General features: G+C 50.4%; 21 protein-coding genes and 1 tRNA gene. 9 read left to right on the plus strand and 13 right to left on the minus strand.

Annotation, left to right across the window (positions count from 1 at the left end; translation table 11 throughout):
- Nucleotides 1-37: 37 nt before the first annotated feature.
- Nucleotides 38-1,633: a peptide ABC transporter substrate-binding protein gene (locus tag C1A10_RS01500; RefSeq protein ID WP_101908539.1), complete on the minus strand. Its 1,596-nt coding sequence runs from the start codon at nt 1,631-1,633 to the stop codon at nt 38-40.
- Between the two features lie 134 nt (nt 1,634-1,767).
- Nucleotides 1,768-3,849, minus strand: coding sequence for a glutamine synthetase III family protein (locus tag C1A10_RS01505; protein ID WP_101908540.1), 2,082 nt, complete (start codon nt 3,847-3,849; stop codon nt 1,768-1,770).
- A 232-nt stretch (nt 3,850-4,081) separates the two neighbouring features.
- On the opposite strand from C1A10_RS01505, the gene C1A10_RS01510 reads away from it, so the two are divergent.
- Nucleotides 4,082-4,618, plus strand: a complete 537-nt coding sequence (locus tag C1A10_RS01510) for a Chromate resistance protein ChrB (RefSeq protein WP_101908541.1) — start codon at nt 4,082-4,084, stop codon at nt 4,616-4,618.
- Between the two features lie 61 nt (nt 4,619-4,679).
- Here the strand turns inward: C1A10_RS01510 and lepA are convergent, their stop codons facing one another.
- From lepA to gpr, 4 genes are all read right to left on the minus strand, one after another.
- Complete coding sequence (gene lepA / locus C1A10_RS01515; protein WP_101908542.1) at nt 4,680-6,494, minus strand: translation elongation factor 4; 1,815 nt, start codon at nt 6,492-6,494, stop codon at nt 4,680-4,682.
- Between the two features lie 134 nt (nt 6,495-6,628).
- Nucleotides 6,629-7,009: a hypothetical protein gene (locus tag C1A10_RS01520; protein ID WP_101908543.1), complete on the minus strand. Its 381-nt coding sequence runs from the start codon at nt 7,007-7,009 to the stop codon at nt 6,629-6,631.
- Nucleotides 7,010-7,034: 25 nt separating this feature from the next.
- Nucleotides 7,035-8,240: a stage II sporulation protein P gene (gene spoIIP / locus C1A10_RS01525; protein WP_101908544.1), complete on the minus strand. Its 1,206-nt coding sequence runs from the start codon at nt 8,238-8,240 to the stop codon at nt 7,035-7,037.
- An 83-nt stretch (nt 8,241-8,323) separates the two neighbouring features.
- A complete protein-coding gene (gene gpr, locus C1A10_RS01530) occupies nt 8,324-9,193 on the minus strand; it encodes a GPR endopeptidase (protein ID WP_101908545.1) in 870 nt (289 codons plus the stop codon).
- Between the two features lie 203 nt (nt 9,194-9,396).
- Between gpr and C1A10_RS18295 the strand changes: the two genes are divergently transcribed.
- The 8 genes from C1A10_RS18295 to C1A10_RS01565 all read left to right on the plus strand — a co-directional run bounded on the left by C1A10_RS18295 (nt 9,397) and on the right by C1A10_RS01565 (nt 16,618).
- Nucleotides 9,397-9,573, plus strand: a complete 177-nt coding sequence (locus C1A10_RS18295) for a hypothetical protein (RefSeq protein ID WP_180950935.1) — start codon at nt 9,397-9,399, stop codon at nt 9,571-9,573.
- 59 nt (nt 9,574-9,632) lie between these two features.
- Complete coding sequence (gene alr, locus C1A10_RS01535) at nt 9,633-10,829, plus strand: alanine racemase (RefSeq protein WP_101908546.1); 1,197 nt, start codon at nt 9,633-9,635, stop codon at nt 10,827-10,829.
- 104 nt (nt 10,830-10,933) lie between these two features.
- Entirely contained in the window at nt 10,934-12,328 is a 1,395-nt protein-coding gene (murD, locus tag C1A10_RS01540; protein WP_101908547.1) for a UDP-N-acetylmuramoyl-L-alanine--D-glutamate ligase, read from the plus strand.
- Nucleotides 12,329-12,379: 51 nt separating this feature from the next.
- Nucleotides 12,380-13,405: a M42 family metallopeptidase gene (locus C1A10_RS01545; RefSeq protein ID WP_101908548.1), complete on the plus strand. Its 1,026-nt coding sequence runs from the start codon at nt 12,380-12,382 to the stop codon at nt 13,403-13,405.
- Complete coding sequence (locus tag C1A10_RS01550) at nt 13,405-14,418, plus strand: M42 family metallopeptidase (RefSeq protein WP_101908549.1); 1,014 nt, start codon at nt 13,405-13,407, stop codon at nt 14,416-14,418. Before C1A10_RS01545 ends, C1A10_RS01550 begins: the two co-directional genes overlap by 1 nt.
- A 113-nt stretch (nt 14,419-14,531) precedes the next feature.
- Nucleotides 14,532-15,170 (plus strand): GNAT family N-acetyltransferase, encoded by a 639-nt coding sequence (locus tag C1A10_RS01555; RefSeq protein WP_180950936.1) that lies wholly within the window; start codon nt 14,532-14,534, stop codon nt 15,168-15,170.
- Nucleotides 15,171-15,205: 35 nt separating this feature from the next.
- On the plus strand, nt 15,206-16,477 hold the full coding sequence (locus C1A10_RS01560) for a methionine gamma-lyase family protein (RefSeq protein WP_101908551.1): 1,272 nt from the start codon (nt 15,206-15,208) through the stop codon (nt 16,475-16,477).
- A gap of 59 nt (nt 16,478-16,536) precedes the next feature.
- A tRNA-Leu gene (locus C1A10_RS01565) sits at nt 16,537-16,618 on the plus strand.
- Nucleotides 16,619-16,764: 146 nt separating this feature from the next.
- Here C1A10_RS01565 and C1A10_RS01570 read toward each other — a convergent pair.
- The 7 genes from C1A10_RS01570 to C1A10_RS01600 are packed head-to-tail and all read right to left on the minus strand — an operon-like array spanning nt 16,765 to nt 24,830.
- Nucleotides 16,765-17,238, minus strand: coding sequence for a hypothetical protein (locus tag C1A10_RS01570; RefSeq protein WP_101908552.1), 474 nt, complete (start codon nt 17,236-17,238; stop codon nt 16,765-16,767).
- Nucleotides 17,225-18,238, minus strand: a complete 1,014-nt coding sequence (locus C1A10_RS01575) for a hypothetical protein (RefSeq protein WP_101908553.1) — start codon at nt 18,236-18,238, stop codon at nt 17,225-17,227. The genes C1A10_RS01570 and C1A10_RS01575 overlap by 14 nt, the downstream gene beginning before the upstream one ends.
- A gap of 23 nt (nt 18,239-18,261) precedes the next feature.
- A complete protein-coding gene (locus tag C1A10_RS01580) occupies nt 18,262-21,339 on the minus strand; it encodes a type I restriction endonuclease subunit R (RefSeq protein WP_101908554.1) in 3,078 nt (1,025 codons plus the stop codon).
- Between the two features lie 16 nt (nt 21,340-21,355).
- A complete protein-coding gene (locus tag C1A10_RS01585; protein ID WP_101908555.1) occupies nt 21,356-21,895 on the minus strand; it encodes a hypothetical protein in 540 nt (179 codons plus the stop codon).
- A gap of 20 nt (nt 21,896-21,915) precedes the next feature.
- Complete coding sequence (locus C1A10_RS18675) at nt 21,916-23,115, minus strand: restriction endonuclease subunit S (protein ID WP_101908556.1); 1,200 nt, start codon at nt 23,113-23,115, stop codon at nt 21,916-21,918.
- 4 nt (nt 23,116-23,119) lie between these two features.
- The gene (locus C1A10_RS01595; RefSeq protein ID WP_101908557.1) at nt 23,120-23,338 is read right to left on the minus strand and encodes a hypothetical protein; all 219 of its coding nucleotides are present in this window, start codon (nt 23,336-23,338) and stop codon (nt 23,120-23,122) included.
- On the minus strand, nt 23,328-24,830 hold the full coding sequence (locus tag C1A10_RS01600) for a class I SAM-dependent DNA methyltransferase (RefSeq protein ID WP_101908558.1): 1,503 nt from the start codon (nt 24,828-24,830) through the stop codon (nt 23,328-23,330). The genes C1A10_RS01595 and C1A10_RS01600 overlap by 11 nt, the downstream gene beginning before the upstream one ends.
- Nucleotides 24,831-24,832: the final 2 nt, after the last annotated feature.

Consider the following 24,832-nt stretch of genomic DNA (forward strand, 5'->3'; position numbering starts at 1 on the left):
CATCCGAAAGGATGCGCCCTTTTGATCTGTTTGCAATTCAGTTTTTGCGCGCGTTCTTAAAATAGATGCCGGAAAGGAACGGAGAGAATTCGATATCGCTGACTCCTTTTGCCATAGCATAATAAGAAGTTTCAAAAAAGAGCGGAATCACGACGCACTCCTCCAAAAGTTGCTGCTCAGCCTGCATATAGGCGGTAAACTGGTCGTCGCTGTCCATTGTGGCGGTGGATTGCAGCAGCTCGTTATAGGATTCATTGCGATAGGCAGCGTAATTCTGCGGAGAATCCGACTTGAAAGCAGACAAAATGGCGTCGGGGGAAGAATAGGAGGCGGAAACTGGAAGAACAGCCGCTTCGAAATCGCCGCCGCTTACGCGCGAGAGCAAATCTTCGCGGGAAAGTTTCACGATTCCGGTATAAAGCCCCAGATGCTTCTGCCAGGCCTGCTGGAGAAAACCGGTGAGCAGCGGAATGTTGTTTTCGTCGCACACCAGTAGTTCGTTCAGGGACAGACGGTTCAATCCCAGGGCGGCCAGCCCAGAGTCGTAGTAACGCTTCCCGATTTCAGGGCTTGGGAGGACAGGCGAAACATTGCCGGCTGATTCACGGAAGGAACTGCCCGCAAACGACACCGCCGGCGGGATCAGCATGGAAGTTGTACGCAGGTTGCCCGGAAGATACTGCTCGAACAAAGTCCGGTCGGCGGTATAGGAAAGCGCACGCCGGATATCGGTGTTTGAGAGGCTGGGGCTGCCGCAGTTCAAAACCAGTATCCAGACAGTGTCCTCGAAAGAAGTATAGGAGCCTTTTTTGTCGAGGACTTTGGACAGCGACGGGTAATCAATTTTGCAGGCATCAGTCTCGCCGGATAAAAAACGCGTCAAAGGATCTGTCGGCTGGTCTTTATCCGAGGAGGGGATATATAGATTGGCCCCGGCGGCAACAACCGAATCCGTATCGCAATAGTGTGTATTTTGACGCAGGGCGACCACATCGTCATCCCAGGAACGTACAAGATAAGGGCCGTTGAAAATCATCGTTTCCTTCGTCAGCCCGTATCGGGCGGAGGTGGATTCAAAAAATGCCTTGTTGCAGGGTACCGCGTAACTGGAAGCAAGGCGCTCCAAAAGCAGCTGATCGGGCCGTTCCAGCCGGATGACCAGCGTGCGGCTGTCGACGGCGGATACCCCCAGTGCCGACTGACCGGCGTCTCCACTCAAAATCAGGCCCGCGTTTTCAATTGCGGAGAACTGGACGGCATAAGGGCTGAAAGCAGCGGAATCAAACATCCGACGCAGTGCAAATTCGAAATCCATTGCAGTGACGGGATCACCGTTGGACCAGGAAACGTCGTCGCGCAGATGAAACGTATAAGTGAGCTTGTCCGGCGAAATCTCATAAGACTCGGCCAGGCAGTTTTCAATTTTGCCTGAAGACAGCTGCCGGAACAGCCCTTCAAACGTATTGGAAATAATCATGTGGGCAGTTTCGCTGGTTGCAAACTGTGGATCTAAATTTTTAACCGCTGCGGGAATATCATAAGCAATCACTTGCCCCGCAGAGGAATCGGAGCCGCAGGCGGACATGCTGAAAATCAGCAGCATCGCCAGAAACAGAGTGAGTGGTTTTTTCATGCTGGCGTACCTTTCACAAAGTAATCAATATATGCATTTTAGCAGAAGAACAGACAGGTTGCAACGTAGAAAAAGAAATTCCCATTTTTATAGAAAAAGCGGCGCCCGGGAGGGACGCCGCCGACTGGATGGTATCAAACCCGGAGAAGCAAATCGGTATAGGTGGGGATTGGCCAGACCGCGCGGTCGGTGATTTTCTCGGCGGCGTCGCAGGCGGCACGCAGGCTGTCCATACGGCCGAGAACCTCATCGCGCATATAAGCGGCGCGATGGCGCGGGTCCTCCAGGGACTGGCTTCTCGCATAGACCTCCCGCAGGGAGCAAAGTTCGCTGTCAATCTGGTCGATGATGGCGGTCAGTGAATGAAGCTGGTTAACAACCGACTGGGAAACAAGGTTTGCGGTACGCATCCGGTTGACGATTTCCGCCACATCGCCCGCGTAACGCACAACCGCCGGATAGATCTGGCGGCATACCATCTCAATCATGGTAGCCGCTTCGATATTGACGACTTTGGCGTAATTTTCAAACAGGATTTCATGGCGGGACGCGCATTCCACTGCGGTGAATACCTTGTGGCGCTTAAAGAGCGCGATGTTCTTGGGATCGATGAACGCGTCAAAGGCGTCAACCGAAGAATTCAAAATCGGCAGCCCGCGGCGTTTTGCCTCCTGTACCCAGGCGTCCGAGTAGTTGTTGCCGTTAAAAATCACGCGGCCGTGTTCCCGCACAACATCCGCAAGAATGGCACTAAACTCCGCATTACGGTCGGAAGCCGCTTCCAGACGGTCTGAGAACTGTGAAAACACGTCGGCAAGAGCGGTGTTCATCACCACATTGGTCAGCGCAATCGACTGCGAAGAGCCCAGCATGCGGAATTCAAACTTGTTGCCGGTGAACGCAAAGGGCGAGGTGCGGTTGCGGTCGGAATCGTCTTTCACCAGATCGGGCAGGGCGGAAACGCCTGTTTTGATCAGTTCCAGATCATGCATATCCGCCGCTCCGCCCGCAGCGGCGGAAAACAGCTGGGAGGTAAGGTTTTCGCCCAGGAACATCGAAATAATCGCGGGAGGGGCCTCGTTGCCGCCCAGACGCTGGTCATTCCCGGCGGATGCGGCGGAAGCCCGCAGAAGGTCGGCGTACTCATCCACCGCCTGCACGAATCCGGCCAGAATCAGCAGGAAGGTGCGGTTTTTCGCGAAGTCTTTTGACGGGGAAAGAAGGTTCAGCCCGTCATCGGTCGAAAGGGAATAGTTGTCATGCTTGCCGGAGCCGTTGATGCCCGCGAACGGCTTCTCATGGAGCAGGCAGGCAAGCCCTTTCTTTTTCGCCACGATGCGGAGGGTCTCCATGGTCAGCTGGTTGTGGTCGCAGGCAATATTCGCGGAGTCAAACACCGGCGCGAGCTCGTGCTGCGCGGGCGCCACCTCGTTATGCTTGGTTTTGCAGGGGATTCCCAGCGACCAGAGCTCTTCATCCAGCGCATGCATAAAATCCGATACGCGCAGGCGAATACGCCCGCAGTAATGGTCGTCCAACTCCTGCCCCTTGGGCGGTTTCGCGCCCAAGAGGGTGCGCCCGCAGATTTTGAGATCCAAACGGTTTTCATAAAGGCCGCGGTCAACCAAAAAATATTCCTGCTCGGCGCCCACGGTAGGCATCACCCGTTTTGAGGAGGTATTGCCAAGCAGCCGCAGCAGCCGCAGAGCCTGCGTATTGACAGCCTCCATCGAGCGCAGCAGCGGGGTCTTCTGGTCGAGCGCCTCACCCGTATAGGAACAGAAAGCGGTGGGGATATAGAGCGTACCGTCTTTGACAAACGCGGGACTGGTGGGGTCCCACGCGGTATAGCCGCGCGCTTCAAAGGTTGCGCGAAGCCCGCCTGACGGGAAGGAGGAGGCGTCCGGCTCTCCCTTGACAAGTGCCTTGGGAGAAAACTCCAGAACCGCATTGCCGTCGCTGACCGGCTCCAGAAAAGAATCGTGCTTTCCGGCGGTGATATTGTTCAGCGGCTGGAACCAATGGGTGTAATGGGTGGCGCCCTGCTCGGTCGCCCAGTCCTTCATTCCTTCCGCCACCGACGCCGCAATCGCGGGGTCGAGCGGAAGCCCGTCCCTCTGGGTGCGTTTCAGGCTTTCATAAACATCTCTGGATAAATATTTGCGCATAGCGGCATCACCGAATACACGGCTCCCGTAAAGCGTTGTCAGTTCCATAGCAACCTCCTGCAATTTTAATCAACACAACACAAACACACACGAAAGCCTGCCGACCGGCAGGCAAAGTTTGTAACAGGAAAAGAACTAAATTTTATTTTATCATTTCGCATGTCAACATGCAAGCAACGACGCCCATAACTGTAATATTTTTACCATAGTCAAATAAACATTGACGGAAAAGCTAACAGTTGTTACAATTAAGACAGAATTGTTTAAAGGAGTGGCATATGTGCAGAGAACCATCTGGCTGGCACTGAGCTATAACGTACCGATCAATCCGTCGAAAGCGCGCGTTTATGTCTGGCGCAAGCTCAAGGAGTTCGGCGCGGAATACTTTAAGCAGGGGGTCGCGATTTTGCCGATTTCCGCGCAAAGTATGCAGCAGTTCGCCGCACTTGCCCAGAAAATCCGGCAGATGGGCGGGGAGGCATCTATTGTGGAGCTTCGTTTTACCGACCCGATCGACGAAGCCCAGATGACCGCCCGGTTTAAAAAACAGGCTGAGGACGAATATACCGCACTGCTCAACGACTGCAAAAACGCCCTGCGTGAGCTGCGCAATCTGCCTTCCGCCTTTTCTCTTTCCCAGCAGGAGGGGGAGCGCATGAAACAGGTAGTCAAACGCTACCGCAAGGCCCGCTCCAAGGACTATTTTAAAACCAGCACTTCGCGGGAAATTGAGGCGGGAATCGACGAGATGATTGACAGCGTGCGGGAAATCGCATCGGATTTCAGCAAACAGCTCCGCTCAATGATGGAAAACTGAACCGCAGGTTTACCATTAAGAAAAGCCATGCATCCGCAGATGCATGGCTTTTTCAGATGCTTCAGTCGTTGGAATCCAGCTTGAGCACAGCCATAAACGCTTCCTGCGGAACCGAGACGCTGCCGAGCTGCCGCATGCGCTTTTTGCCTTCCTTCTGCTTTTCCAGCAGCTTTTTCTTACGCGTAATGTCACCGCCGTAGCACTTGGCAAGCACATCCTTGCGCATTGCCTTGACGGTTTCGCGTGCGATCACCTTCCCGCCGATTGCGGCCTGAATGGGAATCTCAAACATCTGACGCGGGATATGCTCCTTAAGATTTTCCACCATCTTCCGGGCGCGGGGATAGGCCTTGTCCGCATGTGCGATAAATGACAGCGCGTCTACAACGTCGCCGTTGAGCAGGATATCCAGCTTGACGAGTCTGGAATCCCGATATCCGCAAAGCTCGTAATCGAAAGACGCATATCCTTTGGTGCGGGATTTGAGCGCGTCGAAAAAGTCGTAGACGATTTCATTGAGCGGAAGCTCATAATGCAGTTCCACACGGTCGGTATCCAGATACTTCGTGTCAAAATAAATTCCGCGCCGGTCCTGGCAAAGCTCCATGATGTTGCCGATATAGGCGGTCGGCGTGAAGATATTCGCTTTCACGAACGGCTCCTGTGCGCTGGCAATCAGCGCGGGATCGGGGTAACTGGTGGGGTTGTCGATCCAGCGTTCCTCGCCGTTTGTCATCGTCAGCTTATAAATAACGCTGGGGAGCGTCGTGATGATATCAAGGTTGAATTCACGCTCCAGCCGTTCCTGAATAATCTCCATATGCAGGAGCCCTAAGAATCCGCAGCGGAAACCAAATCCCAGCGCCACAGAAGTTTCCGGCTCATAGGAGAGGGAGGCGTCGTTAAGCTGCAGCTTTTCCAGAGCATCGCGCAGGTCGGGATATTTTGCACCGTCCAGCGGATAGATGCCCGAAAAGACCATCGGCTGCACCTTGCGGTAACCGGGGAGCGGTTCGGCGGCAGGACGGGATGCGTCAGTGACGGTATCACCGACGGCGGTGTCCTGTACGGTTTTGATAGAGGCGGCGATATACCCAACCTGTCCCGCATACAGTTCACTGCGCGGAACCGGTGTAGTCGCGCCCATGACGCCGCATTCCACCACGTTAAATTCCGCGCCGGTCGCCATCATCCGGATGGCCATGCCGGGCTTTACAACGCCGTCCTTCACCCGAACATACACGATGACGCCGCGGTAGCTGTCATAATAGCTGTCGAAGATCAGCGCGCGCAGCGGTGCGTCCTCATCGCCCACGGGCGGCGGGACGTCTTTTACAATGCGCTCCAGCACCTGATGCACGTTTTCGCCGGTCTTGGCGGAGATGCGGGGCGCGTCCATGCACGGAATCCCGATAACATCCTCCACCTCCTGCGCCACGCGCTCCGGCTCGGCCGCGGGAAGGTCGATTTTGTTGATGACCGGCGTTACCTCCAGGTCATGTTCAATCGCCAGATAGGTATTGGCAAGAGTCTGCGCCTCTATGCCCTGGGAAGCGTCCACAATCAGCACAGCGCCTTCACAGGCGGCGAGCGAACGTGAAACCTCATAGTTAAAGTCCACATGTCCAGGTGTGTCGATCAGGTTAAAGTTATAGTCCTGGCCGTCGTCGGCGTGATAGGTCAGGGAAACCGCGCGCGCCTTGATGGTGATGCCGCGTTCCCGCTCGATATCCATATTGTCAAGAATCTGGTCTTCCATATCCCGTTTGCTGACAGTCTCGGTCTGCTCAAGGATACGGTCGGCCAGCGTACTTTTGCCGTGGTCTATATGCGCGATGATGCAAAAATTGCGAATATTCTCTCTGCGGTCTGCCATTTGATACCTGCCGTTTCCGCCCGCCGGACGGGCTTTTCAGTTGCTTTGTTCAATGCTAAATTATAACACATCCGGTCCGCACTATGCAACGGGAATCTGTGCGGCGAAAAGACCGGAAGCATCAAAAAAACGCCCTATGAGACAGGCGTTTTTTTGATATTTTGTAGATATTGATCATTTAAATACTGATCGTAATATTTGATCCAGTAATATTTACAGAGGGATACTGCGATTTCTCCATTCAGGAGGGTGCGCGGCGTTACGAGGCAGGCGTATTCTTTTCGCCAGCTTTCCCATTGATTGACGGAATCGAGGGAAAGATGGTATTCCTGTCCCAGCAGCGCGACACGATAATGTAGCGCGTCGGGTTGGGAAAGGGAAAGGGCGGGCACTGTATCTCCGCTTTCGTATTGGGAACTGCTGGAATCGACCAGCAGGAACGCGGCAATCCAGCCGCTGAGGAGCAGGGATAGAAGGAATGCGGAAAAGAAGAGTCGTAAATCATTTTTTGTCATCCTGTATTTTCACCTTAGATTTATCCTATTTATTATTTTCCGTAAGGAGCTTTGCGAGGGATTTTCCGACCATATGGGCGGTATAGATGCTTTCCTCCAGTGTATTGGCGCTGGCGCCGACTTCCAGCAGCAGCGAGCCGGTTGTCTTATCCATATTGTATTTTCGGTAACAGAAGAAAATCGGGCGGGTCAGCTGCGGATAGTCCTGCTCAATGGCATCCTGCAGAGAGGCCGCAAATCGCAAATTCTCCCGCCACTTGGGCACATTCATCGTGCCGTCGTCGCTTCCGGTAATGATCATCAGCTGGGCGGCCTTTTTGCCGTCAATTTCCACCACCGGCTTTACAATGAGCTTTTCTTCGCGTTGAATCGCGTCCCTGTGCACATCAAGCGCAATTTTGATGGACGGATATTGATCGAGGTAGGACTGAATGGTCTTGGCGCTGCGCTCGTAAGCGCCGTTATAAGAGGGGTAGTCGTGCTGTGTGGTATCATGCAAGACCCCGATGCCGGCATCCTGCAGTTCCTTGGCCAGGGCGTTCCCAACCGCCACCATGTTTTTCGTATTATCGGTGGAACGCCACGTATTGCGGATATCATAGGCGCTGCTGTCATAGGGCTCAAAGCTTTCGGTTGCGTGGGTGTGGAAAATAAGCACCTGCGGCTCTTTTGTATCCTCAAGCTGGATATTTAAGCCCTGCTTCATGATGGAAACCACTTCACTGTCCGGAACCTGTGTATAGTTTCGAAGAAGCCCTTCTCCATAAGCCAGCAGATTCGAACCGCTGCCGGACATGTTTTCCTGAATCAGGGTGCCCCGGTAGGCCTCGGGAACTTCGTGGGTGTTATCCGACGCGGGCGACGGGTCCTGGCTGGTTGCTTTTTGGGGCGTCCGGGGAGGGGCGGAGGAAGATGCGCCCGAAGAAGCAGAAGATGATGTATCCGAATTTTCTTCCTCCGGGAAAGGTTCCACATAAGGGGCAACTTCACTTTCGTTGCCGTTATAGTATTCCTTATCCAGCTTGTCTGAAAAACGATTCTCCAAAAGGGATAACGAACCCTCCGGCATACTGATCATAGCCGAGACCAACGCGGCCTTCTCCGTAAAAGCGGACATGTCCACTGAAAATACAGCCGCAATGGTTAAGCCGATCGGCAGTATCGCGGCAACAGCGAGCAGTATCCATGGCCTTTTGCCTGACTGCTGTTTACGACCGTAATGTTTCAGCATCCCTGTTCCCCCCTAGCCGACAGAACCGTTTCTGTTCATTTTATGAGAGGTTTCGGGAAAATATGACAATGCGGCCGAAGCAATTACGAAACCAGATAGGTGATATCCTCCATGGAAAGCCGTGGCTGAAGCGCGCTGTTGATGGCAAGAGAAAGATGCCGCGCGCCGCGGGCGATCAGTGCGTCAATATCACGCGGGGTGACCATGACGGTGCGCGCGCGTTCGGGAATTTTGTCCTGCTCCGATTCCAGCAGGTCGGATATCATAGTCGCGCCGTCCACAACGGTAGGAATTCCGATTGATACAACCGGGACACCGAGCGTCTGTTCGGAAAGTTCCTTGCGGGAGTTCAGCACACCCGCTCCGGGGGCGATTCCCTGATCGGAAAGCTGGATGGTCTTTCCAAGACGGTCAAGTGAACGGGCTGCCAGCGCGTCAATCACAAGGACGGCGGCGGGCTTCAGGTCGTGTATCATGCTGAGAATGATTTCACTTGTTTCGATTCCGGTCTGTCCAAGCACACCGGGGGCAATCGCTGCAACCGGGCGAAGCCCGGTCAGCCCGGTCTGTTTGGCAACCTGAGCGGGAATATGCCGTGTTGCGAAAATCTGCCGCGCCGCCAGCGGACCCAGGGCGTCGGGTGTAATATCCGAGTTGCCGAGCCCCACAACGAGCACCAGCCCAAGGGATGGAAGCAGCGAGGCGAGCTCATCGGCGAGCAGATGCGTGGCGTCGTCGGCAGGGCTGACGGAAGAATCGACCGCGGGCAGTTCAATGGTAATATACTGCCCCTGTGCCCGCCCGAGCGCGCGTGCGCCCTGTTCGCTGGATATTACAACCCGCGTCAGCCCCACTCCGTTTCGTGTGTATTCTTCCACTGTAACCCCGTCTGGGAGGGTATCCCGATATTGTTCGGTCTGTTCCACCACGAGGTCGGTTCTAAGCAGGGACATGAATAACCTCCTAATAAAACGTTAAATTTTTGTGTTCGGTTGTAAATCAGGCGCAACGGGTGTATATTAAACTTACGCGGTCAAAACGGCCGAAGCCGTACCGGCCACGGCAGGTTGTATCCGCCGGTGCGCTGCCCGGACACGGCTATCCGCAGTCGGCGGATATGCAGTCCTTATGAGCAAATGAAAAGGAATTGAGTATCATGTCAAAAAATAAATTAGGTCTTATCATCCTTTCCGTAGGCATACTTCTATTGTTGGTTGCACTGCTGCTTTTATTCAATACAAATTCAGTCTGGGCGCTGATTACGCTGGGTGCATCCATTATAGTGAATACAGCCGGTCTGTCTGTGATTCTTGCGAAGAAAAGGGACGACTGAACCGGGCTTTGCCGGAAACAGGCCGGCAGAAAACATATGACAAAAGGAGATCTTTTTCCATGGATTATCTTCAGCGCACGTGGGCGAAGATTAATTTGGACAACGTCGTCCACAATTATTATGAACTGAAAAAAAAGCTGAAACCGGAATGCAAAACCATGGCAGTCGTCAAGGCGGATGCCTATGGCCATGGCGACGGATATGTTGCCGCCGCGCTTGAGAACGCCGGAGCCGACTGGTTTGCGGTTTCCAATATTAATGAAGCGGTTTCCCTGCGTAAGCAGGAGATTACCCGCCCGATTCTGATTCTGGGTTATACGCCGCCGGAAATGGCCGGAATGCTGGCCGCCCAGACAATTTCACAGACTGTCTATTCCCTCGAATATGCACAGGCGCTGTCCCGCTCGGCGCAGGCGGCAGGTGTTTGTGTGGACTGCCATATCAAGGTGGATACGGGCATGTCGCGTATCGGCTTTTTTGCGCAGCATGGGCATGAGGCGGAAGCGGCGGAGGAAATCGCGGCGGCCTGCGCGCTGCCCGGACTGAACTGCACCGGAATTTTCACGCATTTTGCCTGCGCCGATGAGTTTTCGGAGGACAGCCGCGCCTATACGCTCAGGCAATTTGACACTCTGATACGTACGGTTTCGCTGCTGGAACAGCGGGGAATCCGGTTTTCCATCCGCCACTGCTGCAACAGTGCGGCGGCGATGGCCTATCCGCAGATGCACCTGGATATGGTTCGTCTCGGCATTGTCCTTTACGGGCTGAACCCTTCGGATGAATGTGCGGGTATGGCCGACCTTCGCCCGGCCATGTCGCTTTATACCATTGTGACAATGGTGAAGAAGCTGGAAACCGGCATCAGCATCAGCTACGGCAGGCGCTATACTACTCAGGAGGACGGCAAAACAATTGCGTCGATCGCGGTGGGCTATGCGGACGGTTACCGCCGGAATTTTACCAACCGCGGCAGGGTGATTGTGCGCGGAAAGTATGCCCCGATTACGGGAACGGTCTGTATGGACCAGCTGATGATCGACGTCAGCGGAATTGAGGGGGTCCGGACCGGCGATACGGTGACCCTGATCGGCGAAAGCGGGGAAACCAAAATTACGCTGGATGATTTCGCTGCCTGCAACGGCACGATCAATTATGAGGAAGCCTGCCTGATTGGAAGGCGTGTCCCGCGCGTCTATTGGAAAGACGGGCGGCAAATCGCGGCAGTGGATTATGTGATTTCCGCATGGGAATAAGCAATTTGCACAAAAACATTCTTGATAATTGCGCGTTACGCGAATATAATAGTTTCGTTGGCTTTTTATCAGCAGAATAACGATTGTTTTGGAGGCAGTCATTTATGGACAGCAGGGTTCAGCATTTTTTTGAACAGATCAAAGGTGTGAAAATCTGTATCATCGGCATTGGCGTTAGCCACTCCGACCTAATCAGCCGTCTGGCGGAATACGGCGCGAAGGTTACCGCGTGCGACAAACGTTCCCGGGAAGAGCTCGGGGAGGCGCTTTGCAACAATTTTGAAGCGCAGGGGATTGAGCTGCGCCTGGGGCCCGGCTATCTCGACAGCATTGACGCCGAGATTGTCCTGCGCACGCCGGGAATGAAATTCTACCAGCCTGTGTTTGACGAGCTGCGCCGCAACGGTGTGGTGGTTACCAGCGAGATGGAGTTGTTTTTCGACCTTTGCCCCTGCAAAACCATTGCCGTAACGGGTTCGGACGGCAAGACCACCACCACTACCCTGATCGCTGAAATCTTAAAGGAAGCAGGGCGCCGCGTCCATATTGGCGGCAACATCGGCCGCCCGCTAATGCCTTTGATCCGTGACATCCGTGAGAATGATTTTGCCGTTGTGGAGCTTTCCAGCTTCCAGCTGATTTCTATGCGCCAGAGCCCGGATATTGCCGTCATCACCAATATTACACCGAACCATCTGGACATTCATAAGGATATGCAGGAATATGTGGATGCAAAGAAAAACATCTTTCTGCATCAGGGTGCGTTTTCCCGCACTGTGCTTGGTGTTGACAATGAACTGGCCGCTTCTTTTGAGAATGAAACGCGCGGACAGACGTTTTCTTTCTCGGTCAAACATCCGGTTCGCACCGGTGCTTATCTCGGAGAAGACGGCATCATTTATCTGTCGGTGAACGGGAAGCCGCAGAAGATCATGCACGCAAGCGAGATTAAACTGCCGGGCATGCATAATGTGGAAAACTATCTGGCGGCGATCTGCGCTGTCTGGGGTTATGCCGACGCGGAAGCCATTTATAATGTTGCGGTGGAATTCGGCGGCGTTGAGCACCGGATTGAACTGGTGCGGGAAAGAAACGGCGTAAAATGGTATAACGACTCCATCGCCACCACCCCCACCCGTACTATCGCGGGGCTGGACAGCTTTGCGCAGAAGCTGATTCTGATTGCCGGCGGCTATGATAAAAAGATTCCGTTTGAACCGCTGGCGCCCAAACTGATGGAAAAAGTAAAGGTTTTGATTCTGACAGGCACGACCGCGGATAAAATTGAACAGGCGGTCAAAGCTTATAGCGGGTATGATGCTTCTCAGCTGAAAATCCTGCGTGCAAAGGATCTGCCCGACGCGGTGCAGCTTGCCGACGGGCAGGCGAAAGACGGGGATATTGTATCGCTGTCCCCGGCCTGCGCCAGTTTTGACGCCTATCCCAATTTTGAATCCCGCGGGCAGCATTTCAAGGAGCTTGTCAGGGCACTTTCATGAAAGCGGGGCGGCATTTTGTGCCGCCCTTTACAGTTTAGGAGGCGAAAAATTATGACGACCAGAGAACTGCTTTTTACCCTCTGCGAAGCGACCGGTGTTTCAGGACTGGAAACCGGCGCGGTTGCCGAAGCAGAGAAGCTGCTGTCCGGTCTGGGCGGCTGCGAAGTCACCACGCTCGGCTCGCTCGTCTGTCGGGTGAAAACGCGGCCGGAAAAGCCGCATGTGATGCTGACGGCGCATATCGACACGATCGGGCTGATTGTTTCCTATATCGAGGACAGCGGATTTCTGCGCGTTTCCAACTGCGGCGGCATTGACCGCTCCCTGCTGCTGGCGTCCCATGTGGTGGTGCACAGCGACAGCGGCGATTACGACGGGGTGGTGTGCAGTATCCCGCCGCACCTGAATCCGGATGATTCCGTGATCCCGAAAGTGGAGGATATTTATATTGACGTCGGCTTCGACGGAGAAACCGTCCGCAAAAAAATTGCGCTCGGCGACCGGGTTTCTTTTTACGGACAGTCCCATGAACTGCTGAACGGGCGCGTCAGCGCAAGGACGCTGGACGACCGCGCGGGATGCGCGGCGGTCATCCTTGCGGCGCGCAGGCTTGCGGACTGCAACCTGAACTGTTCGCTCTCCGTCGTCCTTGCAACGATGGAGGAAGTCGGCAGCCAGGGTGCCAAAACGGCGTCGAACCTGCTTTCGCCCACTCATGCCATTGTGGTGGATGTTTCTTTCGGCCACACGCCAGATGCGCCCCGCCAGAAGTGCGGCGTTTTGGGCAAAGGCCCGATGATCGGCATTTCGCCGATTCTCGATAACAATATGACCGCGAATCTCAGGGAAACCGCCGAAAAGGAGAAAATCCCCTATCAGCTTGAAATTATGGGGGGAAACACCGGGACCGACGCGGACGCGGTCGCGTCTTCGGGCGCAGGTGTGCGCTGCGGCCTGGTTTCGATCCCTCAGCGGTATATGCATACCCCGATTGAAGTGGTGGAAATTGCCGACGTGGAAGCAGCGGCAAACCTGATTGCCGCCTATGTCCACGACGAGTTTGGAGGTGCGTGCTGATGCTTTTGGAAACGATCAGACAGCTGAGCGAAATCCCGGGGGTTTCCGGCTGCGAGGAGCAGGTGCGGTACGCAATCCTGAACCTGATTGAGGGACATTGCATCTACAAGGTGGACGCGCTCGGCAATGTCCTCGCGTTCAAAAAAGGCAGACGGGAGCCAAACCATAAACTATTGCTTTCCGCCCATATGGATGAAGTGGGGCTGATTATTACCTACGCCGAAGAGGACGGCTTGCTGCGGTTTTCCCCTGTCGGGGGAATCGACAAGCGCGTGATTGTCGGCAGGTCGGTTCAGATCGGCGATGTATACGGAGTCATCGGTATGAAAGCGCTGCACATGCGTTCGACGGAAGAAAAAGACAAAGTGGTTGAATCCGACAAGCTGACGATTGATATCGGAGCGAATAGCAGGGAAGAGGCGCTTGCGGTGGTTTCGCTCGGCGACCGCGCGGTATTTACTTCCCAATTTGCCCCGTTTGGGGAGGGGTTCCTCCGCGGGCGCGCGCTGGACGACCGGGCGGGCTGTGCGCTGCTGGTGGAATTGATTGAAAGCGAACTGGAATATGACACCCACTTCGCGTTTACCGTGCAGGAGGAGACCGGCACGACGGGCGCAAAAACTGCGGCCGCGCAGGTGGAACCGGAAATCGCGATTGCGGTGGAAACCACAACGGCGGGCGATATCCCCGGTACGGACCCTTCCAAAACGGTCTGCGGCCTGAAAAAAGGGCCGGTGCTTTCCTTTATGGACAAGGGCACGATTTATGACCGGACGCTGTACCAGAAAGCGCTTGCCGTGGCCGAGGAAAAAGGAATCCCCTGCCAGATCAAGGCGGGCGTCTATGGCGGAAACGAGGCGCGCTCGGTTCAGGTAGCGGGGAACGGCGCGCGGGTGCTGGCCGTGTCGCTGCCCTGCCGATATCTGCATACCCCGTCCTGTGTGCTGCATGAATCGGATATCCGGGAAACCGCCCGCCTGCTGCCCGCGCTGATCGGCGCTTTCGGGGAATGATCCGGTTTATTTCCCCGGAACTGGAAGCGCGGCTTCTGGATTGTTGCAATACAAATGATGTATTTTCTGCGAAAATATACTCACAGTATCAAACTTACGGTGCACAAAGCGGAATGATTCATTTTTGGATGCTGTTCAGCGGCGATACTCCGACAGGCGCGGTGTCAGGATGCGGCGATTATTTCACGCTGGCGGCAAAGACCGTACCGGATACGGGCGAACTGGCCGCGTTTTTGCGGGCATCCGGCTGCCGTACCATAGAGGCAAAACGGGCGTTACTGGAAGGTCTCGGAACAGTCACATGTTCCGGTTTGATTCTATGCGCGGATCAGCCGCCCGGACAAGCCGGAGGCGTAAAGCGGGCGGGAAAACTGTCCGCTGTCTGGGAACTGCTGTGCGAAGCCGACCCGGAATTTGCCAAAGGAACATGCTATGACGCGTGGCTGACTGAGCTTTCCCATAAAATCCGGCATGGCTTGGCGGAATGCTATACACTTGAAGTTGAAAACAGAATCGTATCAACATCCAGTATATTATTTCATAATCATCAAACGGCCGTTATCGCTGCCGTTGCCACGCGTCCCGCATTTCGGGGGCGTGGGTTTGGGCGGCGTGTAGTGAATCAGGCGGCAGCTTCCGCGTTTGCACAGGGGCTGAGCCCGCAGATGCTGATCAAAGCCCCCGGGCTGGCCGCGTTTTACGCTGCCTGCGGGTTTCAGCCGGCAGGTGAATGGGGGCGGGCGGCACTCTGAAAACCGCAGGATTCTGATTTTTGAGGAGATTACGTATGCTCGAACAATTTTTTCAGATTGACCCTTACATACTGACCCTTGCGCGGGAGGCTGAGGAGACCTGCGCGGGGGCTTTTGCGCGCATTGACCGCAATGCGGAATACAATTCCGCAAAGGTGCTTTCCGCGTTCATTCAAAACGGCGTCAGTGAAAGCCATTTTTCCGGTTCTACCGGCTACGGCTACGGCGATCGCGGACGTGAGGTACTGGACGCCGTTCTGGCACAGATTTTTGGCGCAGAGGACGCTTTAATCCGCCACAATTTTGTATCGGGTACCCACGCCATTACGACCGCGCTGTTTGGCGTACTTCGCCCGGGCGACCGGATTGTTTCGCTCACTGGTTTGCCCTATGACACCCTTCAGCCGGTGCTCGGTATCGTGGAAGGCGGGAGCGGTTCGCTGAAAGAATTCGGTGTGCGCTATGAACAGCTCGACCTCTTGCCGGACGGAACCCCCGACTTTGATCGTGTCGGCGAAGCGGTGAAGGGCGCGAAAGTTGCTTATATGCAGCGCTCGCGGGGCTATTCCCTGCGGGAATCGCTTTCCGTTTCCCAAATTGAAAAGATCATCGGGCTGGTGCGCAAGACCAATCCGCAGGCCATTGTCATCGTCGATAATTGTTACGGTGAGTTTGTGGAACAGCAGGAGCCGACACAGGCAGGCGCCGACCTGATCATTGGTTCCCTGATTAAAAACCCGGGCGGCGGGATTGCCAAGACCGGCGGCTATATCGCTGGACGCGCCGGCCTGATTGAACAGTGCGCCTGCCGCCTGACAGCGCCGGGCGTCGGCAAAGAGGTTGGGTGCACGCTGGGTGAACTGCGGGGTATGTTTTTGGGCCTGTTCTTCGCGCCGACCGTGGTGGCTTCCGCGTTAAAAACCGCTGTTTTTGCCGCGGCGCTGTTTGAACGTCTGGGCTTCGAGGTTTTCCCGCACTGGGATGCCCCCCGGACCGACATCATTCAGGCGGTCAAGCTCGGGACGCCGCAGGGACTGGAGGCTTTCTGTCAGGGAGTTCAGCGGGGAGCGCCGGTGGATGCGTTTGTCCGCCCGGAACCGTGGGACATGCCCGGTTACGACAGCAAGGTCATTATGGCGGCGGGGGCGTTTACGCTGGGAGCTTCCATCGAGCTTTCCGCCGACGGGCCGATGCGTGCGCCGTATGCTGCCTGGATGCAGGGGGGGCTTACCTACCCCAGCGGTAAAACAGGTGTCATTCTTGCCGCACAGTCGTTGCTGGAAGCGGGCGTCATCGCTGCCGGTTGACAACCCCTGTCCGGGATGCTATAATAACTGTTGTTTCTGCCGCCGGATGCGGCAGTTTTGCGGGCGTGGCGGAATGGCAGACGCGCTGGTCTTAGGAGCCAGTACTTCGGTGTAAGGGTTCAAGTCCCTTCGCCCGCACCAAATCATGATAATCCGAACCTTGCCCCCATTGGGGATGGGTTCGGATTATTGCTTTATTTATAACATCCTAAACTGTAGTCATTAAGTTCATGATTACTCAAAACCAGCCCCATCTTCTCCGGAATGGAAAATACGGGGCTGGTTCTCTATTTGAAAATAAGTAGCAACATACGGACACTTGATAGAAAAAATACTATTCCCTGCACGAAAAGAGCAACAGATAAATATTCGATATATTTCTTGGTCCTTACATATGCTTCGGATACCTGCTCTAACAGATTTATATCAATTATCATAATTAATAAAGATAATGTGAGCAAGATTATTGAATGAAAAAACAACTTGTATATTGTCTTGTCGCTCCCAATTTCTTTTATTGACTGGAATTTTTGATTTCCATTGAGTGATATTAATAAAGCTACCCCGGCCAGCTCAAAGCCTGCAATGGTAGCTGAAAGTGATATAACGTCGGAATTAACCAGTGAGGAAATCTTGGATATAGGAACAATTTCCGATTGTTTAACTGCTAAATATACTATGGACATAATGATAATTCCAACTGCCCAATGAAAGCACGCGAAAAATTTATCATGATAAAGCAACTTGTTAATTGCTTTCACCGCTACCACCTCTCATATATTGCTTTGCTAAATCTTGTTTTTCTCTAAAGGCATCTTGAATGGCTGAGAACATTTGCTGGGAATTGATATACTTAGTTTTCGCAGAGATTTTCTCTACCCTTACTACTTGCAACAGCTTTTCATCTAACAAATCATATGGGATTATTTTGCATTCATCTGCATCGTATCCCCGCATTTTCGCCTTTTTTAAAAGCGGTTCATCCTTATTTATAGTTTCCTCGTCTTCTTCCGCTGCTTTCTTAACTGCACTAATGACTTTATTTAAAAATTTCCCGACATTCTTTACAGGAAGATTTTTTCCTCTTTTTCCGCCTGATAGTTCAACATCAACATAAAATGGCTCACTGATATCAAGGTTGTCCGAAGCAATATCGTATGCGTTGATGATGCCTTCCTCTTTTAGTAGCTTTAGTCCCGGTTTAGCAACTTTGAATTGGATTTTTGATATAGCTTTGCAGTTGGCAATTTTCTTATAATAATCAGGAATAATGATGGGAAGTACTTCAATATCATATATTCTGCTGGGATAGATGTCCTGTACCATTCGGCAAAGATGGCTCCCCAATCGCTCTATTCGAGCACCATGAAAATTGAATTCGCTAACAATCAGTCCTTGGTCTATGTAGCAGTAAAAATGAGTTTGCTCCATCAAGGTGTCATCTGCATTCGCAGTAATTTCTTGGCGTCTTCCATCTAGGACATTGAATAAATATGGGAAATCGGTTCTTCGAAGACTGTAAAACAAACCTCGATACACGTTCTTATCACTCTTATGCGAATGCAAGTCGAGATAATGGTATTTGTCAAAATATTCAACGGCAAGCCCCCTTTCAATGAGCTTACTGTTATCTCCATTGGATTTCTTGATATAAGCATCGAATACTTCCCTTATAGGAGCTATTTTCCCATTGTATGAGCAGGTGAATTTATAGAAATAAATTTTTCTTTCAACCGTCTGAGGTTTTGGGGGCTTTGCCATGAAACTTCCTCCTCTACTGAATTTTAGTTTTTATCTGTCCACATCTCACATTGTGCCATTACAGTCTGTATCGCACCCTCAAGCCCTTCAGGAGGATACTTATACTTTTTAAGCAAGCGCTTTACCAGCATGCGCATTCCAGCACGTGCGCTGTCTTTTTTCTGCCAATCAATCGTGCGACTTTTTTGAAGTGCTGTGGTCAGCTCTTTCGTCATATCACAAAGCTGGTCATGTGTAAAAAAGTCTTTTATCGCTTCGGGTTTTGTAATTGCATCGTAGAAAGCCAGTTCCTCCGGTGAAAGTCCTAGATCATCACCTTCTTGATGGACTTTTCGTATATCTGATGCCATTTTCCGAAGTTCTTCAATTACTTCTGCATTGCTGAGTTGTCCATTTCGATATAAATTCATAATACGCTGCATACGTTCTGAGAACTTTTCTGCCTGCACGAGATTTGTTCGCTGATATGCTGAAATTTGCTCACTCAATAGTTTTCGGAGTAATTCAGCAGCAAGATTCTTTTCCCTCATTTTACCGACCTCTTCGAGAAAAGCGGGATCAAATAACGAAAACTCCTCATTCTTGTCCGAAAACAGATTGATAACACCTTCACTGCGTATACTTTGCTTAAGCATTTCGTTGATTTGCTCGTTAATTTCCTTAAATGACAGCTTGCGAGGGGCAGATATTTTACTGATTGCAACGCGAATCGCCTCAAAATAAGCTGATTCCATGCGCTGCTGTTTATTCAGCAGGCTTTGGCATAAGGTTTTTGCCTGACGAAGTAATAACGCCTCTTTTTGAAACAGCTTTTGTGCATCTTCATTTTTCCCAAGTATGAAGTTAATTCCACCAGTAATCAAATTAGCACGTATTTTATCGTTACTATCTTCTGCCAAGAAATAATCATATGTAAACCCGTAGAAAAACTCTCCGCATACTCTCAGTTTTTCTTCAAATTTAGGAAGTGCGGTTTTGGCAATATCCATATCTCCATAGTTTTTGCGGTCACGAAGGGTATAATCGTTCATAGCCTCCTTGAGCGCACGAGCAATGCCTACGTAGTCCACAACCAAACCGCCTTCTTTATCCTTAAAGACACGGTTTACACGAGCAATGGCCTGCATAAGGTTGTGACCGGACATAGGCTTGTATACATACATAGTAGCAAGGCTTGGAACATCAAAGCCTGTCAGCCACATATCCACCACAATAGCAATTTTCATTGGGTCATTATTATCCTTGAACTTACGTGCAAGCTCTTTTTTATATGCCTTATTTCCTATAATAGCTCGCCATTCCTCCGGGTCGTTATTGCCCGAGGTCATAACTACTTTAACCTTTTCTGTCCAATCTGGGCGTAGCTCCAGTATCTTTCGGTGGATATCCAGAGCAATGGGGCGGGAATAGGCTACAATCATTGCCTTTCCAGTAAGCAAGTTCTCGCGGTTGTCCTCATAATGTGTGATAATATCTCTGCATAGTGTATCAATGGTTTCAGGTGCCGCTAAGATAGCCTCCATACTGCCGAGCTCTTTTTTGCTGCGCTCAATATCCTGTTCATTGGCATTGAGTGCCAAAAGCTCATAGGTAGTATCAATTTGCCGTAATACATCCTCTTTAAGTCCGAGGTTCATAACCCGGCTTTCATAATACACCGGGCGAGTGGCGCCATCCTCCACAGCTTGTGTCATGTCGTAAATATCTATGTAGTCACCAAATATTTCTCTTGTATTGCGTTCTTTCGATGAAACTGGCGTTCCGGTAAATCCAATAAAAGTGGCTTTGGGTAAGCAATCGCGCATAATGCGAGCCGTACCAATAACAACAGTTCCATCCTTTTTTACTCGCTCACTTAGTCCATACTGACTGCGATGAGCTTCATCTGCCATGACAATGATATTCCGCCGTTCTGAAAGCGGCTCTGAGGATTCCTCAAACTTTTGCATAGTGGTAAATATAATACCGTTTGCTTGTCGCCCATCCAGATAATCTTTCAATCCAACTTCTTTTTTAACCGCTTTTTCTCCGATAGCAAGGGATTCTTTATATTCATCACTCAAACTCCGGCAAGTTGCCTGTACCGGGGTTTGGCGCAGAAAATCTTTACAGCTTGCAAATTGCAAATAAAGCTGATCATCCAAATCATTACGATCCGTAATGACTACAATTGTTAGACTGTCCAACTCCTGCTGTAAAAGGCCAGCGTAAAATACCATAGAAAGGCTCTTTCCACTGCCCTGCGTATGCCAGAATACCCCGCCCTTGCCATCGGTCTGAGTAGCATAACAGGTGGATTCTACGGCTTTCCGGACAGCGAAATATTGATGGTATCCTGCTAGAATTTTATTATCCTCGGGCGTGTCTTGAGAAAACAGAACAAAATGCTGTATAATATCCAAAAATCGTTTGGGTTCCAGCATCCCTTGAAACAAAACATCGTATCGGGCATATTGCGTTTCTTCATAGTTTCCGTCAACTGTTTTCCAGTTAACGAATCGATCAAACCCCGAAGTAATTGTGCCGACCTTGGAATCAACTAAATCGCTGATGATACAAAAAGCATTGTATTGAAAAAGCACCGGTATCTCATGCATATAGTTTTTAATCTGGCGATAGCCATTAGAAAAATCGGTGTCCTCTCGCATACAGCTTTTTAGCTCGATAACCACGAGAGGAAGTCCGTTAACAAATATTGTGATGTCTGGGCGTTTCGTCTCATTTTCTACCACTGTCCATTGATTAATTGCATAAAATAGATTGTTATTAACATTGTGATAGTCAATCAACTTGATAATATCGTGCTTGGTTTCACCATTTTTTTGATAACTGACTTCCATGCCGTTTTGGAGCCAGTCCGTAAACTGTTTGTTTTGCTGAATAAGCAAACCATGTGCCATATGGGTCAGCTTATAAAGAGCCTCGTCTACTGCCTGTTTGTCCGCTTTGGAATTGATATGCGGGAGCCGCTCTGTCAATATATCCATATATAGAGGATTGTGGAAATCCCGCTCAATGTCAGGGCCGTATAAACGAGTATAGCCTAGCTCATCCAGCAAAATCATCACGGCATTTTCGTAGTTGGATTCAAGGAAAGACATGACAATCACCTCGCAGTTAAATAAGATTCTCTGATGTAAGAAAAGCAAATATATCAGATACATCAGCGTCATCAATGGCATTAACATAGAATATTCGCTTACCCAAAATTCCGTTTAGTGATGTTCCCAAGATAAAACCACGACCGCTTTCTTTGATTATCCAAAACCGGTCATGAAAAGCACTGCAATTCCTTTGTATTAAACAGATGCCTTTATCCTTAAGGATACTGGTAAAGAAGTGTAACGTGCTTGGGCAGATGTTTTTTTGCGGACACAATACACATATTTCCTTTGGCGCAATACCAATAATTGTTGACAAGAAAAAATCTATAATGTCTGGAGTGTTACATGAAAGGAAATATGGATCGGTAATTATTAGTGTGTGGGATTTAGCGTCGACGTCTTCTAACATCCTCGTAAATTCAGTCTTTACATCACCTGTTAGCCTACCTCCATAAACCTTTTCTTCCTCATACACTACATTATCGCCCTTTTTGCGAAGCATACTACTAATTCCCTCAAAGAAACAATTCTTGCGTTTTATCACCAGTTCCATTATACATCCTCCTTCATCATTCACACTTCAATTTCACCGCTCATGAGCTTGGGTAACAGAGCATCGCGCAGGGCGGCAAGCGTCTGATTCTCTTTACGTAAGCCGGTTATCTTTTTTTGAAACTCCAACACCATTATGTTGAGTTGCTGTATATAAATACTACTATCGGGTATTTCAGGTAACGCTATAGGATAGCTCATGATAGCTGTTTTGTCACCACGTGGCATCTTGGTGCCTTTAGATGTGGCAGTTGCATGCTCGAAAAAAGTATCACTATATAGAACGCTGTACAGTACCCCTATAAACGCTGCGTGTTTTGCCCGAAAAACAAGAACATCATTAGAGCATCCACCAACTTTATCCGAAAACCAAATCTTTTTAAAATATGGCCTAATATTTGATATCAATATATCGTGTTCCTCATATCTGCTTACCGCAGGCATGGAAGGTAAAGAGGTAGCCTCAATAACCCCTTGCTTATTTACTTGCATATTTTCTGTGGATATGTAATTTTCTGTATTACAATGACTGACGGGTATTCGTTCCCCCACATATCGTGCAATATCTCCAAGTTTCCCTACCCGCCAGCCCTTTGGAATAAGGCCGAGCTCGCTCTCCACAAACTCACCATCCTGAAACGGCTCAAAATCCACAAACCAACTTTTGAAGATAGCCTGCGCCTGCGCTTCCAGATTGGCATTGATCTTGTTGTTTAGCTCTATTTTGTTATCAAGGCAGGAGAGGGTAGCAGCCATAGCACGTTGTTCAGAGAGGGAGATATAGGGTATTTGTAGGCTTTCCAAGTGTGGAATACGCAGGTTACTAACGGTTGTACCAGTTCCATCACTCCATGAAATTTGGTGCTGAACATATTTTGACATAAGTATGTAGAGCAAGTATCTATTATCACAAACCGCCTTATTAGGCTTCAATAATACCATTCTCTGCCCAAGGCAACACTCAAGTCCCTCGGGAATCATGCATACTTCACCCATCGGTGCCTCGCGTGTGATAATAATATCCCCCGCACAAGGTTTAGCTCTTTTCCGTCTTAGCAAGTAGCTTTGCTCAGTTGTATAAGATGGATTAGATAAATCCATCTTTCCATTCTTAATATATTGATTCCTAATTACCAGTTTACCACCATTTGTCCATTCGGGTGTTGAATGGGGGCAGTCGGTAATGGAAATACATAACTCAATTAATTTTTTTGAAATCATACGCTCACTCATTCTTCACATTTAATTTGGCAAATTGTTTTTTCCATGCAGATGATGGTTTCCTGCATATGCCGTCTTCCCGACTAAACGCGCAAATATTTGCCAACCCATTTGAGCCACAAATATCTGGATTTGTATGGCGACAGCCGATGGTTTGAAAAGGTGTATCATTCGTCTTTAAAGGCGAATTGAACGGTACACGAAGCTCTTTATCAGGCCTCATAACCAATCGCCCCCAATCTCCGGCGAATTTCATCTTCTAATTCATGGCTTTGTGCGAATAAATTAGACAATTCGCTCGTCAGACGTGCCATTTTTTCCTCAAAAGGCTCACCATCATCCTCTTGCTCGGCCAGCCCAACATAACGCCCCGGAGTCAAAATATAATCTTGTTTAGCGATTTCTTCCGTTGAAGCAGCAGCGCAAAAGCCAGCTTCATCCGCTAACGTACCTTCCTCGAAAGCAATAAAAGTATCAGCAATCTTAGCAATGTCTTCGTCTGCCATTTCTCGCAGGCGACGGCTAATCATAGTTCCCATATTACGGGCATCAATAAACAAGGTTTTACCAGGCTGTTTTTTGGCACGATTTAAAAACCACAGCGAAACAGGAATTTGTGTGGTATAGAATAGTTGTGGCGGCATGGCGACAATACCTTCCACTAAGTCATCTTCAATAATCTTTTTGCGGATTTCGCCCTCGCCACCGCTCTGGCTGGAGAGTGAGCCGTTAGCCAACACCATGCCAAGGCGACCCTTGGCGCTTAAATGGTGAATCATATGCTGCATCCATGCAAAGTTCGCGTTGCCAGCAGGGGGAATACCATATTTCCAACGTATATCATCAGCCAGCTTATCTGCTCCCCAGTTGGAAAGATTAAACGGAGGATTGGCCAAAATATAATCAGCCTTCATAGTGGGATGAAGGTCTTTAAAGAATGTATCCTCCGATGTCCTTCCAAGGTCAGCTTCAATACCATGAATGGCAAGATTCATTTTGCACAGCTTCCATGTAGTGGGGTTTGAATCTTGTCCATAAATGGATAAGTTATTGATATTTCCTCTGTGAGCCTGCACGAAGTTTGCAGACTGTATAAACATACCGCCGCTACCACAGCAGGGGTCATATACACGTCCATTAAAAGGCTGAATTACTTCTACCAAAGTGCGGACTACACACGCAGGAGTGTAAAATTCTCCAGCTAGCTTGCCTTCCTGTTCAGCAAAGCGTCCAAGGCAGTATTCATATGCTCGTCCCAACAAATCCATCGTGCCACCATTAGCAGCTACGGCTATGTTGGTAAACAAATCAACCACTTCACCCAACCTACGTTTATCCAACTCTGGTCGAGCAAAGTTTTTTGGTAAAACACCTTTTAGAATTTTATTAGCTTGCTCAATAGCGTCTAATGCGAAATCAATCACTTTTCCGATTTCCGGTGTATGTGCCTGCGATTTGATATTAGTCCATCTGGCTGCGGCGGGAACAAAGAAGATATTATCTTCCAAATAGGCATCTTTATCTTCTTCAAATCCTTCTCCTTCTTCAAGTAATTTCTTATATTTATGTTCAAACCGATCCGATATGTATTTTAAAAATATAAGTCCCAATATAACATGTTTATATTCAGCAGCGTCCATGTTTCCACGCATAATGTCGGCTGCCTTCCAAATTTCTTTCTCAAATCCAAGTTCTACACTATTATTTACTGCCATAA

It is taken from the genome of Marasmitruncus massiliensis (genome assembly GCF_900186535.1).
Lineage (GTDB): Bacteria > Bacillota > Clostridia > Oscillospirales > Ruminococcaceae > Anaerotruncus > Anaerotruncus massiliensis_A.